Here is a 15844-nt window from a genome sequence, read left to right as displayed (position 1 = left end):
ACCGGTGATCGAGGGCCTGACCGACGTGCGGGTCTTCAGCACCCCGCTGCGCACCCGGTTCCGCCGGATCGACGTCCGGGACGGCGTGCTGGTCCGCGGCCCGGCCGGCTGGGGGGAGTTCTCCCCGTTCTGGGACTACGACGACGCCGAGAGCCGCCGCTGGTGGGCCAGCGCCGTGGAGTCCGCCACGCTCGGCTGGCCGGACCCGGTGCGGTCCTCGGTGCCGGTCAACTGCATCGTGCCCGCGGTCGGCCCCGAGCAGGCGCACGCGGTGGTCACCGCCTCGGGCTGCGCGACGGCCAAGGTCAAGGTCGCCGAGCCCGGCCAGACCGCCGCCGACGACGAGGCGCGGGTGGAGGCCGTCCGCGACGCGCTCGGGCCGGCCGGCGGCCTGCGGGTGGACGCCAACGCCGCGTGGGACCTGGACACCGCGGTCGAGCGGATCCGAGCCCTGGACCGCTTCGACCTGCAGTACGTGGAGCAGCCCGTGGCGACCGTCGAGGAGCTGGTGGCGCTGCGCCGGCGGATCGACGTCCGGGTGGCCGCCGACGAGGTGGTCCGGCGGTCCGCTGACCCGCTGGGGGTGGACCTGCGGGAGGCGTGCGACGTCGTCGTCCTCAAGGTGCAGCCCCTCGGCGGCGTGCGGGCCGCGCTCGAGGTCGCCGCGGCGCACGGTCTGCCGTGCGTGGTGTCCTCGGCGCTGGAGTCCTCGGTCGGGCTGGCCGCCGGCCTGGCGCTGGCCGCGGCGCTGCCCGAGCTGCCCTTCGCCTGCGGGCTGGGCACCCTCGCCCTGCTGACCGGCGACGTGGCCTCCGACCGGCTCGTCCCGGTGGACGGCGCTCTTGCGGTGCGGGCCGTCGAACCCGACCGGCTCGACGACGTCGCCGCCGACCCGGACACCGACCGCCGGTGGCGGGCGCGGCTGGACCGGGGGGCCGCCCCGTGACCGCCCCGCTCAACCCGGCCACCGCGGTCGCCCGGGTGCTCGTCGACGAGCTGGTCCGCGACGGCGTCACCGACGCCGTCGTCTGCCCGGGCTCCCGGTCGGCGCCGGTCGCGCTGGCCCTGCACCAGGCCGAGCTGGCCGGCCGGCTGCGGCTGCACGTGCGCATCGACGAGCGCACCGGCGCCTTCCTCGCCCTCGGGCTGGCCAAGGCGTCCGGCCGGCCGGTGCCGGTGCTGACCACGTCGGGGACGGCGACCGCCCACCTGCACGCCGCGGTGCTCGAGGCCGACCAGTCCGGCATCCCGCTGCTCCTGCTCACCGCCGACCGGCCGCCGGAGCTGCGCGGCACCGGGGCGAACCAGACGATCGACCAGGTGGGCCTCTACGGCGGCGCCGTCCGGTGGGCGGCCGACCTCGGCGTCCCCGAGGAGGGCCGGGAGGCCCCGCAGAACCGGTACTGGCGCTCGGTCGCCGCCCGGGCGGTCCTGGTGGCCATCGGCGCGCTGTCCGGCGACCCAGGGCCGGTGCACCTGAACCTGGCGCTGCGCGAGCCGCTGCTGCCCGAGGGGCACGACCCCCGCCCGGCCCTGCCGTCGGGGGTCTGGGCCGGCCGCGCCGACGACGCCCCGTGGACCGACGCCGCCCCGGGCAGCGGCCCGCGCGCGATGGTGGTCAGCGCCCCCGCACCGACCACCCGCGCGCCCGGCCGGGCCCGGCGCACCCTGGTGGTCGCCGGCGACGCCCCCGTCTCCCTGGGCCGCAGCACCTCGGTGGTCGCCGCGCAGCGCGGCTGGCCCGTGCTGGGCGAGCCCAGCAGCGGCACCTGGGGCGGCACCGGCTCGGTGCGCGGCGCGGTGCTGCTGCTCGGCGCGGCGTCCTGGGCCGCGGCGCACCGGCCCGACCGGGTGGTCGTCGTCGGCCGGCCCACGCTCAGCCGCCCGGTCTCGGCGCTGCTGGCCCACCCCGACGTCGTCGTCGACACCGTGTCCCCGCACCCCGGCTGGCCCGACGCCGGCCGCGGCACCCGGCGGGTGGGCGGCGTGCTGCCCGACCCCGGCGCGGTGCTGGGCGAGCTGGACGTCTCCGGGCACGTGGCCCCCGACGGCTGGGCGCAGGAGTGGACGGCGGCCGCCGAGCGGGTGGGCACCGTCGTCGACGAGCTGATCGACGCCGGCCCCCGGCTGACCGCCGCCCGGCTGGCCCGCGACCTGGTGGCCGCGCTGCCGGCCGGGGCGCTGCTCGTGCTGGGGTCGTCGAACCCGGTCCGCGACGTGGACCGGTACGCGGTGCCGCGGTCCGGGCTGACCGTGCTGGCCAACCGGGGCGTCGCCGGCATCGACGGCACGCTGTCCACGGCGATCGGCGCGGCCTTGGCCCACCAGGGGGCCGGCGGCGGGCCGGCCTTCGCGCTGATGGGCGACCTGACGTTCCTGCACGACCTGCAGGGCCTGCTGGTCGGCGACGGCGAGCCGGTGCCCGACCTGACCGTGGTGGTGCCCGACAACGACGGCGGCGGCATCTTCGCCCAGCTCGAACCGGGCCGCGCCGAGCACGCCGCAGGCTACCGCCGGGTCTTCGGCACCCCGCACGGCCGCGACCTGGTGACGCTGGCCCGGGCCATGGGCTGGGCTGCGACCGCTGTGCACGACCCGGCGCAGCTGGCCGGTGCGCTGGCCCTGGGCGGGCCGCGGGTGGTCGTCGTCCGGGGCGACCAGCAGGCCGAGGCCGACCTGGCCACCCAGCTCCGCGACGCCGCCCACGCCGCCCTCGCCTGAGCCCCTCCCGGGCGCGGATCAGCTGGGTTCAGCAGGCTCCGTCCTGGTTCACCGGCGCCGGTGAACCAGGACGCACGGTCGTGAACCCAGCTGATCCACGCCGGGCAGAGCTAGTCCTGCAGGGCGGCCTGGACGGCGGCGAGCTTGGCCTGGGTCTCGGCCAGCTCGGCCATCGGGTCGGAGTCGCCGACGATGCCGCAGCCGGCGAACAGCCGGGCCTCCGCGCCGCCCGCGCCGCCGGTGAGCTCGGCGCAGCGCAGGGCCAGCCCGAACTCGCCGTCCCCGCGGCCGTCCACCCAGCCCACGGGCCCGGCGTACCGGCCGCGGTCCATGCCCTCGATCTCCCGGATCAGGGCCAGCGCCGCGCCGGTGGGGGCGCCCCCGACGGCCGCGGTGGGGTGCACGGCGTCGACCAGCGCGAGCAGCCCCGGCCCGTCGGCGCGCAGGTGGCCGCGGACGTCGCTGGCCAGGTGCCGCACGTTGGGCAGGGTGAGCACCGAGGGCTCGTCGGGCACCTCGAGGTCGGTGCAGAACGGGCGCAGCGCGTCGGCGAGGGAGTCGATCGCGTAGCGGTGCTCGGCGTGGTCCTTGGCGCTGCCGGCGAAGGCCTCGGCCAGGACGGCGTCCGCGGCGGGGTCGGCGGCCCGTGACCCGGTGCCGGCGAGCACCCGGGACTCCACGACGCCACCGGTGCGGCTGAGCAGCAGCTCGGGGGTGGCGCCGAGCAGGCCGTCCACGGCGAAGGTCCAGCAGGAGGGGAACCGGGCGGCCAGCCGGAGCAGCAGCCGGCGGGGGTCCAGCGGGTGGTCGGCGGTCACCAGGACGTCGCGGGCCAGCACCACCTTGCCCAGCTCGCCGGCGGCGATCCGCTCGACGGCCGCGGCCACCACGCCGCACCAGGTCACCGCGTCGACCGCGCCGTCGGCGTAGCTGAGCCGGCCGATCGAGGTGTCGGCGGCCTGGGCGGGGAACTCGGTCACCTCGTGGTCGGCGCCGTCGGGGCCGTCCGGTGCACCGGTGGTGGTCACCCAGGTCTGCCCGTCGCGCCGGCCGAGCACCACCGCGGGGACGACGAAGACCGAGGTGCCGCGCTCGGGGTCGAAGGCCGCCGAGCCGAAGAGCACCGGACCGGAGCCGGGCAGCTGCACCGGGTCCACCACGTGGGCCTCCGCGCACCACCGGGCGAACCAGCGCTCGGCCTGCGCGAGGGAGTCGGGGCCGGACACCTCCAGGCGGGCGGCCTCGCCCCAGCCGACCAGGCCCTCGCCGCCGCGCACCCAGGCCAGCGCACCCTCGGCGGGCAGCTTGGTGAGCAGGTCGCTGCGCCGCTGCCCGAGCGGGGTGGTCACCACCTCGCGCGTCGTCGTCCCGGCCAGCGTGCTCACGCCGTCCACAGTAGGAGCGTCCGCCGTATCGTCGTCGGGTGTGACCGCAGGAGATCCGCCACACGGCTACCGGGCGACGTTGGACAAGCGGCCCGCCGAGGTCGCCGCGATGTTCGACCAGGTGGCCGGCAAGTACGACGTGACAAACACCGTGCTGTCCGGCGGGCTGGACGCCGGGTGGCGCCGGGCCACCCGGGCGGCGCTGGGTGCGCGCTCCGGGCAGACCGTGCTGGACGTCGCCGCCGGCACCGGGGTCTCCACCGTGGAGCTGGCCTCGGGCGGGGTGCGGGCGATCGCCTGCGACTTCTCCCAGGGCATGCTGCGGGCCGGCCGGCACCGCTCGGTGCCGATGCTGGCCGGCGACGCGATGGCGCTGCCGCTGGCCGACGAGAGCGTCGACGGTGTGGTCATCTCCTTCGGCCTGCGCAACGTGGCCGACACCGACGCCGCGCTCCGGGAGTTCCTCCGGGTGGTCCGCCCGGGCGGCACGCTGGTGGTCTGCGAGTTCTCCACCCCCACCTGGACGCCGTGGCGCACGGTCTACCTGGAGTACCTGATGCGCGCGCTGCCGTCGATCGCCCGCGGCGTCAGCAGCAACCCCGACGCCTACGTCTACCTGGCCGAGTCGATCCGGGCCTGGCCGGCGCAGGGCCCGATGGCGGCCAAGCTGCAGGCGGCGGGCTGGTCCGACGTGGCCTGGCGGAACCTGACCGGCGGCATCGTGGCGCTGCACCGGGGCCGCAAGCCGGCGACGGTTGGGTGAGCCCGGTCACGGGCACTGGTCGGGCATGACCTTCCCGCCCACCCCCGATCCCGGCCCCGTNGGTCGTGCGAGCGGGTGGTCGGCAGGTACTGCCGGACGGCGACGCCCAGCGGTACGTCGGTGCCCAGCCCGACCGACCCGATCGCGCCCGGCCCGGCCTGAGCCGGCCGACCTAGACTCCCGGCGTGGCAGAGCAGCGTCGGGACGTCGTGGTCGTGGGCGCCGGACCGGCCGGGTCCAGCGCGGCCTACTGGCTGGCCAGGGCCGGGCTGGACGTGCTGGTGCTGGAGAAGTCGCACTTCCCGCGGGAGAAGGTCTGCGGCGACGGACTGACCCCGCGCGGGGTCGCCGCGCTGGCGGCCATGGGCGTCGACGTCGCCGACGACGGCTGGGTCCGGCACCGCGGGCTGCGCGTGCACGGCGGCGGCCAGGTGGTCGAGGTGGACTGGCCGAAGCTGGCCCGGTGGCCGGCCGGCGGGCTGATCCGCACCCGCGCCGACCTGGACGCCCAGCTGGCCCGGCACGCGGTCGCCGCCGGTGCCGAGGTCCGGTTCGGGGTGACGGTCGCCGAGCCGCTGCTGGACGACGCCGGCCGGGTCTGCGGGGTCCGAGCGGCCGACGGTGAGCAGTTCCGGTCCACGCTGGTCATCTCCGCCGAAGGGCTCAGCGGCCGGCTGGCCAAGACGGTCGGGCTCAACCGCCGCACCGACGTACCGCTGGGCGTCGCCGTCCGGCAGTACCTGCCGACCACCCGCTCGCACGACCCGTACCTGGACATCTCCTTCGACCTCACCGACCACGGCCCGGACGTGGAGTCGATGCCCGGCTACGGCTGGTTCTTCGGCATGGGCGACGGGACGGCGAACGTCGGCTTCGGCCTGCTGGACACCCGGTACGCGGGGGACGACGACACCCGGACCGTCTACCGGCGCTGGCTGCGGTCGCTGCCGGCGTCGTGGGGGATCGACCCGGAGGCGCTGGGCACCCCGCTGCGCGGGGCCGGGTTGCCCACCTCGCTGTCCCGGCGGCCGGCCTACACCCGCGGGCTGCTGCTGGTCGGGGACTCCGCCGGCACGGTGAACCCGTTCAACGGCGAGGGCATCAGCTACGCCATGGAGACCGGCCGCACCGGCGCCGCCGCCGTCCTCGCTGCGCTGGCCGCACCCGAGGGCCCGGCCCGGGAGGCGGTGCTGCGCCGCTACCCGGAGACCCTGCGCCGGGAGTTCGGCGCGCACCACCGCCTCGGCGGGCTGTTCCTCAAGGGCCTGGCCCGGCCCGAGCTGGTCCGCTTCGCCACCGCGCACGGCCTCAAGCGGCCGGCCGCGGTGTCGATCGCGCTGCGGCTGATGGGCAACCTCTCCGACGGCCGGGACGGCGACGGCGTCGACCGCGTCCTCGACGTCCTGCACCGCCTGACGCCCTCCCGCTGACCCCGCGGCCGGCCCGCCCGGCCCGCTGACCTGCGGCTGCACCGGTGAGGGTGCCCTTGGTCACGACGCGCCGGGAGGGGGTCCCTTCCGCGAGGTGTGACCTCGGGCATAGGGTCGAGCCGTGTCCACTTGTGAACTAATTCACAAGCAGATCGGTCGGGGGAGGGTTTGATGCTGGCGACCTACGCGCCGCTGGTCGGTCTGTTCGTGCTGGCCGCGGGTTTCGCCCTGTTCTCGGTGACCGCGGCGCCGTTCATCGGCCCGCGGCGCTACAACTCGGCCAAGCTCGAGGCCTACGAGTGCGGGATCGAGCCGGTCGACCAGCCGCTGACCGGCGGCCGCTTCCCGATCAAGTACTACCTGACCGCGATGTTGTTCATCGTCTTCGACATCGAGATCGTCTTCCTCTACCCCTGGGCGGTCGCCAACGACCAGCTCGGGGTCTTCGGCCTGGTCGAGATGGTCGTCTTCATCGCCACCGTCTTCATCGCCTACGCCTACGTCTGGCGCCGCGGCGGATTGGAATGGGACTGACATGGGCCTCGAGGAGAAGCTGCCGAGCGGCGTGCTGCTCACCAGCGTCGAGAAGCTGGTCAACTGGACCCGCAAGTCCTCGCTGTGGCCGGCCACCTTCGGGCTGGCCTGCTGCGCCATCGAGATGATGGCCTCGGGCGCGGGCCGCTACGACCTGGCCCGCTTCGGCATGGAGGTCTTCCGCGCCTCGCCGCGGCAGGCCGACCTGATGATCGTGGCCGGCCGGGTGAGCCAGAAGATGGCCCCGGTCCTGCGCCAGATCTACGACCAGATGCCCGAGCCGCGCTGGGTGCTGGCGATGGGCGTGTGCTCCAGCTCCGGCGGCATGTTCAACAACTACGCGATCGTCCAGGGCGTCGACCACATCGTCCCGGTCGACATGTACCTGCCGGGCTGCCCGCCGCGCCCGGAGATGCTGATGGACGCGATCCTCAAGCTGCACCACAAGATCCAGCACGAGCCGCTGGGCGAGAAGCGGGCCGCCGCGCTCGCCGCCGCCCGCGCGGACGGGACGGCGAAGGACCTGCACATCGAGATGCCCTCCACCGTGCGGGCCGACAAGGCCGCCCGGAAGGCCTACGAGGACGCCGCCGCCCGCGGCCGCACCGGCCAGTTCGCCATCGAGCAGCGCGGGGGCAACGCCGTCCTGCTGCCGGGGGAGCGCGGGTGAGCGAGAGCCCGTTCCGCACCGGCGCGTTCGGCGTCACCGGCAGCGGTGACACCTCCGGGTTCGGCGGCCTGGTCCGGGTCGAGCCCGGCGGAGCCGTCGCGCTGCACTCCACCGACCGGCCCTACGGCGGCTGGTTCGACGAGGTCGCCGACGCCCTGGCCGACGCGGTCGGCCAGGCGACCTACGACGCCGCCGTCCGCCGGGTGCTGGTCGACCGCGGCGAGATCACCTGGTTCGTGCACCGCGAGCACCTGCTGGTCCTGCTGCAGGCGCTGCGCGACGACGACGCCCTGCGCTTCGAGCTGTGCAGCAGCGTCAGCGGCGTGGACTACCTGGACGCGGGCGGTCCGACGGGGGAGCGGCTGCACGTCGTCCACCACCTGACCTCGATGACCTACCGCCGCCGGATCCGGCTCGAGACCGCGGTCACCGCCGAGGACCCGCACGTGCCGAGCTCGACCCGGGTCTACCCGACCGCGGACTGGCACGAGCGGGAGGTCTGGGACATGTTCGGCGTCGTCTTCGACGGCCACCCCGCGCTCACCCGGATCCTCATGCCCGACGACTGGGACGGGCACCCGCAGCGCAAGGACTACCCGCTCGGCGGCGTCCCCGTGGAGTACCACGACGCGACGATCCCGCCCCCGGACGAGAGGCGGTCCTACCGGTGACCACCACCGATCCCTACGCCGGTTCCCGCGAGACCACCGAGGGCCGCGTCTACACCGTCACCGGTGGCGACTGGGACCTGACCTTCGGGTCCGATCCGCTCGCCGAGGAGCGGCTGGTCGTCAACATGGGCCCGCAGCACCCCTCCACCCACGGGGTGCTCCGGCTGGTGCTCGACCTCGAGGGCGAGACGGTCACCAAGGCCCGCGTGGTCATCGGCTACCTGCACACCGGCATCGAGAAGAACACCGAGTACCGGACCTGGACCCAGGGCACGACCTTCGTGACCCGGATGGACTACCTGGCGCCGCTGTTCAACGAGACCGCCTACTGCCTGGCGGTGGAGAAGCTGCTGGGCATCGAGGTGCCCGAGCGGGCCACCACCATCCGGGTGCTGGTGATGGAGCTCAACCGGATCGCCAGCCACCTGGTCGGCCTGGCCACCTTCGGCATGGAGATGGGCGCGCTCACCGGCATGACCAACGGGTTCCGCGAGCGGGAGCTCGTGCTGGACCTGCTGGAGGAGATCACCGGGCTGCGGATGAACCACGCCTACGTGCGCCCCGGCGGGCTGGCCCAGGACCTGCCCGAGGGCATCGAGGCCAAGATCCGCGAGTTCCTGACGATCATGCCGGAGCGGGCCGCGGGCTTCCACCGGCTGCTCACCGGCCAGCCGATCTGGCAGCGCCGGCTGCGCGACGTCGGCTACCTCGACGTCACCGGCTGCATCGCCCTGGGCGTCACCGGGCCGATCCTGCGCAGCGCCGGCCTCCCGTGGGACCTGCGCAAGGTCGAGCCGTACTGCGGCTACGAGACCTACGACTTCGAGGTGCCCACCGCCGACACCGCCGACGCCTGGGGCCGCTACCTGGTCCGGATGGCCGAGGTCACCGAGTCGCTGAAGATCATCGAGCAGGCGCTGGACCGGCTGCGCCCGGGCCCGGTCATGGTCGAGGACAAGAAGATCGCCTGGCCCGCGAAGCTCTCGCTCGGCGCCGACGGCATGGGCAACTCCCTGGACCACGTCAAGCACATCATGGGCCAGTCGATGGAGGCCCTGATCCACCACTTCAAGCTGGTCACCGAGGGGTTCCGGGTGCCGGCCGGGCAGGTCTACCAGGCCATCGAGTCCCCCCGCGGCGAGCTCGGCTTCCACGTGGTCAGCGACGGTGGCACCCGGCCCTTCCGGGTGCACGTGCGCGACCCCAGCTTCGTCAACCTGCAGGCGACCGCGGCGATGAGCGAGGGCGGCATGATCGCCGACGTCATCGCGGCCATCGCCTCCATCGACCCGGTCATGGGAGGGGTGGACCGATGAGCGCGCTGCCGGGTTCCTCGGAGGGCACCGCCGTCACCGGGCTGGACTCCAGCGCCGTCGAGGTGCACGGCGACCTGCCGCCGCTGACCGAGACCACCCGCGCCGAGTGCCGGGAGATCATGGCCCGCTACCCGGTGCCGCGGTCGGCCCTGCTGCCGATGCTGCACCTGGTCCAGTCGGTGCAGGGCTACGTCTCGCCCGAGGGCGTCGCGCTGTGCGCCCAGGAGCTGGGGCTGACCAAGGCCGAGGTCGGCGCGGTCGCGACGTTCTACACGATGTTCAAGCGCCGCCCGACCGGCCGGCACCTGGTCAGCGTCTGCACCAACACGCTGTGCGCGGTGCTCGGCGGGCAGAAGATCTACGACGAGGTCGCCGCCGAGCTGGGTGTGCACCACGACGAGACCACCGCCGACGGCACGATCACCCTCGAGCACGCCGAGTGCCTGGCCGCCTGCGACTACGCACCGGTCGTCACCGTCGACTACGAGTTCTACGACCAGCAGGACGTCGCCGCAGCCCTCGAGCTGGTCGCCGCCCTGCGCCGCGGCGAGAAGCCCGACCCCACCCGCGGCGCGCCGCTGACCGACTTCCGCGGCGTCTCCCGCCAGCTGGCCGGGTTCTCCCAGCACGCCGACGCCGCGGCCGCCCAGGCAGCCGTCGACGGGCCCTCGGCCGGCGTCCCCACGCTGCGCGGCGTCCGGCTGGCCGCCGAGCGCGGCGAGGCCGCACCCGCCATGCCGGCCGCCGAGACCGCTGCGCCCGCCGAGGCCGGCACCCCGGACCGGACGCCCACCGGCGACGGCGGGACGCCGGGGGCCCAGGCCGCCGACGCCGAGGTCGCCGCCGCCGGCAACCCGGCCGAGCGGTCCGGCGCGGAGCAGAACCACCCCGACCGCCCCGAGCCGGCCGGCCGCGCGGCCGCCGACCGCGACGCACCCGCCCCCGACGCCGACGGCCAGGCCCAGTCGGGCTCGGGCACGTCGGTCCAGCGAGAGGTCTGACCATGCCGCTGACCCCCGTGCTCACCGTCCGCTACGCCGAGGAGCGCAGCTGGACGATCGAGACCTACGAGCGCACCGAGGGCTACTCGGCCTGGCGCACCGCGCTGGGCATGACCCCCGACGAGCTGGTCACCCTGGTCAAGGACTCCGGCCTGCGCGGTCGCGGCGGTGCCGGGGTCCCGACCGGCATGAAGTGGAGCTTCATCCCGCAGCCCAAGCCGGGGGAGACCCCGACCGGTCCGGCGGCCAAGCCCAAGTACCTGGTGGTCAACGCCGACGAGGGCGAGCCGGGCACCTGTAAGGACCTGCCGCTGATGATGGCCGACCCGCACGGGCTCGTGGAGGGCGTGGCCATCGCCTCCTACGCGATCCGCTGCCACTACGCGGTCATCTACGTCCGCGGCGAGGCCGTGCACGCCCACCGCCGGCTGCAGGCCGCGGTCGCGGAGGCCTACGCCGCCGGCCACCTGGGCCGCGACGTGCACGGCTCGGGTTTCGACCTCGACGTCGTCGTGCACGCCGGTGCCGGTGCCTACATCTGCGGCGAGGAGACGGCGCTGCTGGACTCCCTCGAGGGCCGCCGCGGCCAGCCCCGGCTCAAGCCGCCGTTCCCCGCCGTCGCCGGCCTCTACGGCGCCCCGACCGTGGTGAACAACGTGGAGACCCTGGCCAGCGTCCCGTTCGTGGTGCGCGGCGGGTCGGCCTGGTTCAAGGAGTTCGGCCCGGAGAAGTCGCCGGGGCCGAAGATCTACTCGCTGTCGGGCCGGGTCGTGCACCCGGGCCAGTACGAGGCCCCGATGGGGACGACGATGCGCGAGCTGCTGGCGATGGCCGGCGGCGTGCGCCCGGGCCACGAGCTCAAGTTCTGGACGCCGGGCGGGTCGAGCACCCCGTACTTCACCCCCGAGCACCTCGACGTCCCGCTGGACTTCGACTCGGTGGCCGCCGCCGGCTCGATGCTGGGCACGACGGCGCTGATGGTCTTCGACGAGACCGACTCGATCGTCGAGGCCACCCTCCGGTTCACCGAGTTCTACGCGCACGAGAGCTGCGGCAAGTGCACCCCGTGCCGGGAGGGCACCTACTGGTTGGTCCAGATCCTGGAGCGGCTGGTCGCCGGGCACGGCACCGCCCGCGACCTGGACCTGCTCACCGACACCTGCGACAACATCCTGGGCCGGTCGTTCTGCGCCCTGGGCGACGGCGCCACCAGCTGCATCGCGTCGAGCCTGAAGTACTTCCGCGACGACTACGTCGCGCTCCTCCCCGCCGACGAGCAGGGCCGGCTGGGTCGCACCCTGAAGCTCGAGCCCGTGGGAGCCATGGCATGACCACGCCCGAACCCGCCCGCGCGCAGGTGCCCGCGGTGCCCGGCCCGCACACCCCCGAGGACCACGTCCGCTGCACCATCGACGGCTTCGAGGTCGCGGTGCCCAAGGGCACGCTGATCATCCGGGCGGCCGAGCAGATCGGCGTGCAGATCCCGCGGTTCTGCGACCACCCGCTGCTGGAGCCGGTCGGTGCCTGCCGGCAGTGCCTGGTGGAGGTGGAGGGCCAGCGCAAGCCGGTGGCCTCCTGCACCGTGCCGGTCACCCCGGACATGGTGGTGAAGACCCAGCTGACCAGCGAGGTGGCCGAGTCCGCGCAGGCCGGCACGCTGGAGCTGCTGCTGGTCAACCACCCGCTGGACTGCCCGGTCTGCGACAAGGGCGGGGAGTGCCCGCTGCAGAACCAGGCGATGAGCAACGGGCACACCGAGAGCAGGTTCGAGGGCGTCAAGCGGACCTACCCCAAGCCGCTGCCGATCAGCTCCCAGGTGCTGCTGGACCGCGAGCGCTGCGTGCTCTGCGCCCGGTGCACCCGGTTCTCCCAGCAGGTGGCCGGCGACCCGTTCATCGAGCTGTTCGACCGCGGCGCGCTGCAGCAGGTCGCCATCTACGAGGACGAGCCCTTCGAGTCCTACTTCTCCGGCAACACCGTGCAGATCTGCCCGGTCGGGGCGCTCACCAGCTCGGCCTACCGGTTCCGCTCCCGGCCCTTCGACCTGCGCAGCGAGGCCAGCGTCTGCGAGCACTGCGCCTCGGGCTGCGCCCAGCGCACCGACTACCGGCGCGGCACCGTGCTGCGCCGCCTGGCCGGCGACGACCCGGCGGTCAACACGGAGTGGAACTGCGACAAGGGTCGGTTCGCCTTCCGCTACGCCGCGGCGAACGCCCGGCTGACCACCCCGCTGGTCCGCCGGGACGGCGAGCTGCAGCCGGCGTCGTGGCCCGAGGCCTGGGCCGCGGCCGCCGCCGGGCTCGCCGCCGCGCGTGCGGACGGCGGGGTGGGCGTGCTGCCCGGCGGCCGGCTGACCGTCGAGGACGCCTACGCCTACGCCAAGTTCGCCCGGGTCGCCCTCGGCACCCACGACGTCGACGCCCGGGCCCGCGCGCACTCCGCGGAGGAGCTGGCGTTCCTGGCCGCGCACGTCGCCGGCACCGCGCCGGGCGCCGGTGCGGTCACCTACGACGAGCTGGTCGCCGCCCCCGCCGTCCTCATGGTCGGGTTCGAGCCGGAGGAGGAGTCGCCGATCGTCTTCCTCCGGCTGCGCCGCGCCGTCCGGGAGCGGGCGCTGGCGGTCTTCGACGTGGCGCCGTTCGCCACCGGCGCCGACGAGAAGCTCGACGCGACGCTGCTGGCCACCCCGCCCGGCCTGGAGGCCGCGGTGCTCCGCGCCCTGGCCGCCGAGTCCGCCGGCGGGGTCGGGGCGCAGGCCGCCACCGCGCTGCGCCGCGAGGGTGCGGTCGTGCTGGCCGGCGAGCGGCTGGCCGAGGTGCCCGGCGCGCTGTCGGCGCTGTCCGCGCTGGCCGCCGCCTCCGGTGCCCGGGTCGCCTGGGTGCCCCGGCGGGCCGGCGAGCGCGGTGCGGTGGAGGTCGGCGCGCTGCCCTCCCTGCTGCCCGGCGGCCGGGCCGTCGAGCACGCCGAGGACCGCGCCGACGTCGAGGCCGCCTGGGGCGTCGAGCTGCCCCGCAAGGCAGGCCGCGACCTCACCGGCATCCTCACCGCGGCACGCGACGGCCGCCTCGGCGGGCTGGTGGTCGGCGCGGTCGACCCGGCCGACCTGCCCGACCCCGCCCTCGCCGAGGCCGCGCTGGCCACCGCCGGGTTCGTGGTCAGCCTCGAGCTGTTCCCGTCCGCGGTGACCGACCACGCCGACGTCGTCCTGCCGGTGGCCGCCGCCCCGGAGAAGGCCGGCAGCTACCTGGACTGGGAGGGCCGGGTGCGCGCCTTCGACGCCACCCTGCACGGCAGCGGGCAGCTCACCGACTCCCGGGTGCTCACCGGTCTGGCCGACGCGATGGGTGTGCGCCTGGGCCTGGCCGGGGTGGACGACGCCCGCCGCGAGCTGGTCGCCCTCGGCGGGGCCGGCCGGTCCCGCGAGGTGCGCGGGCTGGACGTCGCCCCCGCCGGCAGCCCGCGGGTGGGCGCCGAGCAGGCGGTGCTGGCCTCCTGGCGGCAGCTGCTGGACGAGGGCACCCTGCAGCGCGACGAGCCGGCGCTGGCCGGGACCTCGCGCCCGCCGGTCGTCCGGCTGGGCAAGGACACCGCCGTCCGGCTCGGGGTCACCGACGGCGAGCCGGTCACCGTGACCGGACCGCTCGGCGCGATCACCCTGCCCGCCCGGATCACCGAGATGCCCGACCGGGTGGTCTGGCTGCCGATGCGCTCCCCGGGCAGCCACGTCCGGGCCGGCCTGGGCGTCGGCCCCGGCGGCGTCGTCTCCATCAGCTCCGGAGGTGCCGCATGACCGTCCCCGTGACCGTGCTGGCCGCGACCGACTCGCCGACCCTGGCCGACTTCGGCAACGACGTCTGGTGGCTGGTGCTGGTCAAGATCGTCGGCGTCTTCGGCCTGCTGGTCGTCATGACGCTGTTCGCGATCGTGTTCGAGCGCAAGGTCGTCGCCCGGATGCAGCAGCGGTCCGGGCCGAACCGGGTCGGCCCGCGGGGCTACCTGCAGAGCCTGGCCGACGGGCTGAAGCTCGCGTTCAAGGAAGACATCATGCCGGCGCTGGCGGACAAGCCGGTCTACTTCCTGGCCCCGGTCATCGCCACCATCCCGGCGTTCCTGGCCTTCTCGGTCATCCCGCTGGGGCCGATGGTCTCGATCTTCGGCGAGCGCACCCCGCTGCAGCTCATCGACGCCCCCATCGGCGTGCTGGTGGTGCTGGCCTGCTCGGCGATGGGCGTCTACGGCATCGTGCTCGGCGGCTGGGCGTCCGGCTCCACCTACCCGCTGCTGGGCAGCCTGCGCAGCGCCGCACAGATGGTCAGCTACGAGATCGCGATGGGGCTGTCGATCGTCGCGGTGTTCCTCTACGCCGGCACGATGAGCACCTCGGAGATCGTCGCCGCGCAGGCCGGGCCCAACCGGCTGGACTTCTTCGGGCTCACCTTCGACGGTCCCAGCTGGTACGCCGTCCTGCTGCCGGTCTCCTTCGTCATCTACGTGATCGCCGTGGTGGGGGAGACCAACCGGGCACCCTTCGACCTCCCCGAGGCCGAGAGCGAGCTGGTCGGCGGATTCCACACCGAGTACTCGTCGCTGAAGTTCGCGCTCTTCTTCCTGGCCGAGTACGTCAACATGGTGACCGTCTCGGCGCTGGCCGCGACGCTGTTCCTCGGCGGCTGGCGGGCCCCGTGGCCGATCTCCATCTGGGACGGCGCGAACTCGGGCTGGTGGCCGCTGCTGTGGTTCCTGCTCAAGGTGATCGCCGCGCTGTTCGTCTTCATCTGGCTGCGCGGCACGCTGCCCCGGCTGCGCTACGACCAGTTCATGCGCTTCGGCTGGAAGGTGCTGGTCCCGACCGCGCTGGTCTGGATCCTGGCCGTGGCCACCATGCGCACGGTGTCCCGCGAGGCGAACCTGTCCAGCGGCGAGGTGGCCCTCTACGTGGGGCTGCCGATCGCCGCGGTCGTGCTGGGCGGGTTGCTGATCGCCTCCCGCAAGTCCAACGAGGACACCCGGATCGCCGCGCTCAACGCCGCGGCCGGGTCCACCAACCCCACCGAGCCCGAGGTGCTGCCCGCGGTCCGCACCGGCGGTGCCCGGCTCCTTGGCGCCCAGGCGGGGCGAGGGCGGGACGACCAGGTCCATCGGCGGGATCGGGAAGCCGCCCTCGGCACGGGCCGGACCGCTGCGCTGGGGCGGGCGGGGGCCGGGAACCCCCGTGCGGAGCGCGGGCAGGAACTCGGGGGCGGGGGGGGTGGGGGGACCGGGCGCGGCGGTGAGGGCGGGGAATCCGGGGGGCTCGGTGGGAGTGGGGGGGGCGGGCAAGGAACCGCCCCGCACGACCCCGGCGGTCGGGAGC

At 75.0% G+C, this 15844-nt stretch carries 13 protein-coding genes; 12 read left to right on the top strand and 1 reads right to left on the bottom strand.

All coding sequences use genetic code 11. The annotated features are described in order from the left end of the window. Positions 1-4 precede the first annotated feature (4 nt). Positions 5-946 (top strand): o-succinylbenzoate synthase, encoded by a 942-nt coding sequence (locus tag LFA75_RS07250; RefSeq protein WP_225232977.1) that lies wholly within the window; start codon positions 5-7, stop codon positions 944-946. Next, entirely contained in the window at positions 943-2721 is a 1779-nt protein-coding gene (gene menD, locus LFA75_RS07245) for a 2-succinyl-5-enolpyruvyl-6-hydroxy-3-cyclohexene-1-carboxylic-acid synthase (protein ID WP_225232976.1), read from the top strand. The genes LFA75_RS07250 and menD overlap by 4 nt, the downstream gene beginning before the upstream one ends. Positions 2722-2831: 110 nt before the next feature. On the opposite strand, the gene LFA75_RS07240 is transcribed toward menD, so the two are convergent. Continuing rightward, positions 2832-4106 carry an isochorismate synthase gene (locus tag LFA75_RS07240; protein WP_225232975.1) on the bottom strand — a complete coding sequence of 425 codons (1275 nt, stop codon included), beginning with the start codon at positions 4104-4106 and terminating at the stop codon, positions 2832-2834. 40 nt (positions 4107-4146) lie between these two features. On the opposite strand from LFA75_RS07240, the gene LFA75_RS07235 reads away from it, so the two are divergent. The 10 genes from LFA75_RS07235 to nuoH form a co-directional block, all read left to right on the top strand. Then, positions 4147-4869 carry a demethylmenaquinone methyltransferase gene (locus LFA75_RS07235; RefSeq protein WP_225232974.1) on the top strand — a complete coding sequence of 241 codons (723 nt, stop codon included), beginning with the start codon at positions 4147-4149 and terminating at the stop codon, positions 4867-4869. Between the two features lie 185 nt (positions 4870-5054). Beyond that, positions 5055-6299, top strand: a complete 1245-nt coding sequence (locus LFA75_RS07230) for a geranylgeranyl reductase family protein (protein ID WP_225232973.1) — start codon at positions 5055-5057, stop codon at positions 6297-6299. 171 nt (positions 6300-6470) lie between these two features. Continuing rightward, a complete protein-coding gene (locus LFA75_RS07225) occupies positions 6471-6833 on the top strand; it encodes an NADH-quinone oxidoreductase subunit A (protein WP_091238968.1) in 363 nt (120 codons plus the stop codon). 1 nt (position 6834) lies between these two features. Next, positions 6835-7503, top strand: a complete 669-nt coding sequence (locus LFA75_RS07220; RefSeq protein WP_455428457.1) for a NuoB/complex I 20 kDa subunit family protein — start codon at positions 6835-6837, stop codon at positions 7501-7503. Then, positions 7500-8174, top strand: coding sequence for an NADH-quinone oxidoreductase subunit C (locus LFA75_RS07215; protein WP_225232972.1), 675 nt, complete (start codon positions 7500-7502; stop codon positions 8172-8174). The genes LFA75_RS07220 and LFA75_RS07215 overlap by 4 nt, the downstream gene beginning before the upstream one ends. Next, positions 8171-9490, top strand: coding sequence for an NADH-quinone oxidoreductase subunit D (locus LFA75_RS07210; RefSeq protein WP_225232971.1), 1320 nt, complete (start codon positions 8171-8173; stop codon positions 9488-9490). The genes LFA75_RS07215 and LFA75_RS07210 overlap by 4 nt, the downstream gene beginning before the upstream one ends. Further along, the gene (gene nuoE, locus LFA75_RS07205) at positions 9487-10491 is read left to right on the top strand and encodes an NADH-quinone oxidoreductase subunit NuoE (protein WP_225232970.1); all 1005 of its coding nucleotides are present in this window, start codon (positions 9487-9489) and stop codon (positions 10489-10491) included. Before LFA75_RS07210 ends, nuoE begins: the two co-directional genes overlap by 4 nt. A 2-nt stretch (positions 10492-10493) precedes the next feature. Continuing rightward, positions 10494-11822: an NADH-quinone oxidoreductase subunit NuoF gene (gene nuoF, locus LFA75_RS07200; RefSeq protein WP_225232969.1), complete on the top strand. Its 1329-nt coding sequence runs from the start codon at positions 10494-10496 to the stop codon at positions 11820-11822. Beyond that, positions 11819-14281, top strand: coding sequence for an NADH-quinone oxidoreductase subunit G (locus tag LFA75_RS07195; protein ID WP_225232968.1), 2463 nt, complete (start codon positions 11819-11821; stop codon positions 14279-14281). Before nuoF ends, LFA75_RS07195 begins: the two co-directional genes overlap by 4 nt. Then, the coding region (nuoH, locus tag LFA75_RS07190; RefSeq protein WP_225232967.1) for an NADH-quinone oxidoreductase subunit NuoH at positions 14278-15844 on the top strand (1567 nt) is incomplete at its 3' end. The genes LFA75_RS07195 and nuoH, both read left to right, overlap by 4 nt.

The organism is Klenkia terrae (genome assembly GCF_900491935.1).
Lineage (GTDB): Bacteria > Actinomycetota > Actinomycetes > Mycobacteriales > Geodermatophilaceae > Klenkia > Klenkia terrae.
This window is presented reverse-complemented; position numbering and strand designations above follow the sequence as displayed.

What these genes read in the sequence shown, in the direction of transcription:
- LFA75_RS07225 (WP_091238968.1), top strand. Translation starts at nt 6,471, where the DNA reads ATGCTGGCGACCTACGCGCCGCTGGTCGGTCTGTTCGTGCTGGCCGCG.
- LFA75_RS07220 (WP_455428457.1), top strand. Translation starts at nt 6,835, where the DNA reads ATGGGCCTCGAGGAGAAGCTGCCGAGCGGCGTGCTGCTCACCAGCGTC.
- nuoE (WP_225232970.1), top strand. Translation starts at nt 9,487, where the DNA reads ATGAGCGCGCTGCCGGGTTCCTCGGAGGGCACCGCCGTCACCGGGCTG.
- nuoF (WP_225232969.1), top strand. Translation starts at nt 10,494, where the DNA reads ATGCCGCTGACCCCCGTGCTCACCGTCCGCTACGCCGAGGAGCGCAGC.
- LFA75_RS07195 (WP_225232968.1), top strand. Translation starts at nt 11,819, where the DNA reads ATGACCACGCCCGAACCCGCCCGCGCGCAGGTGCCCGCGGTGCCCGGC.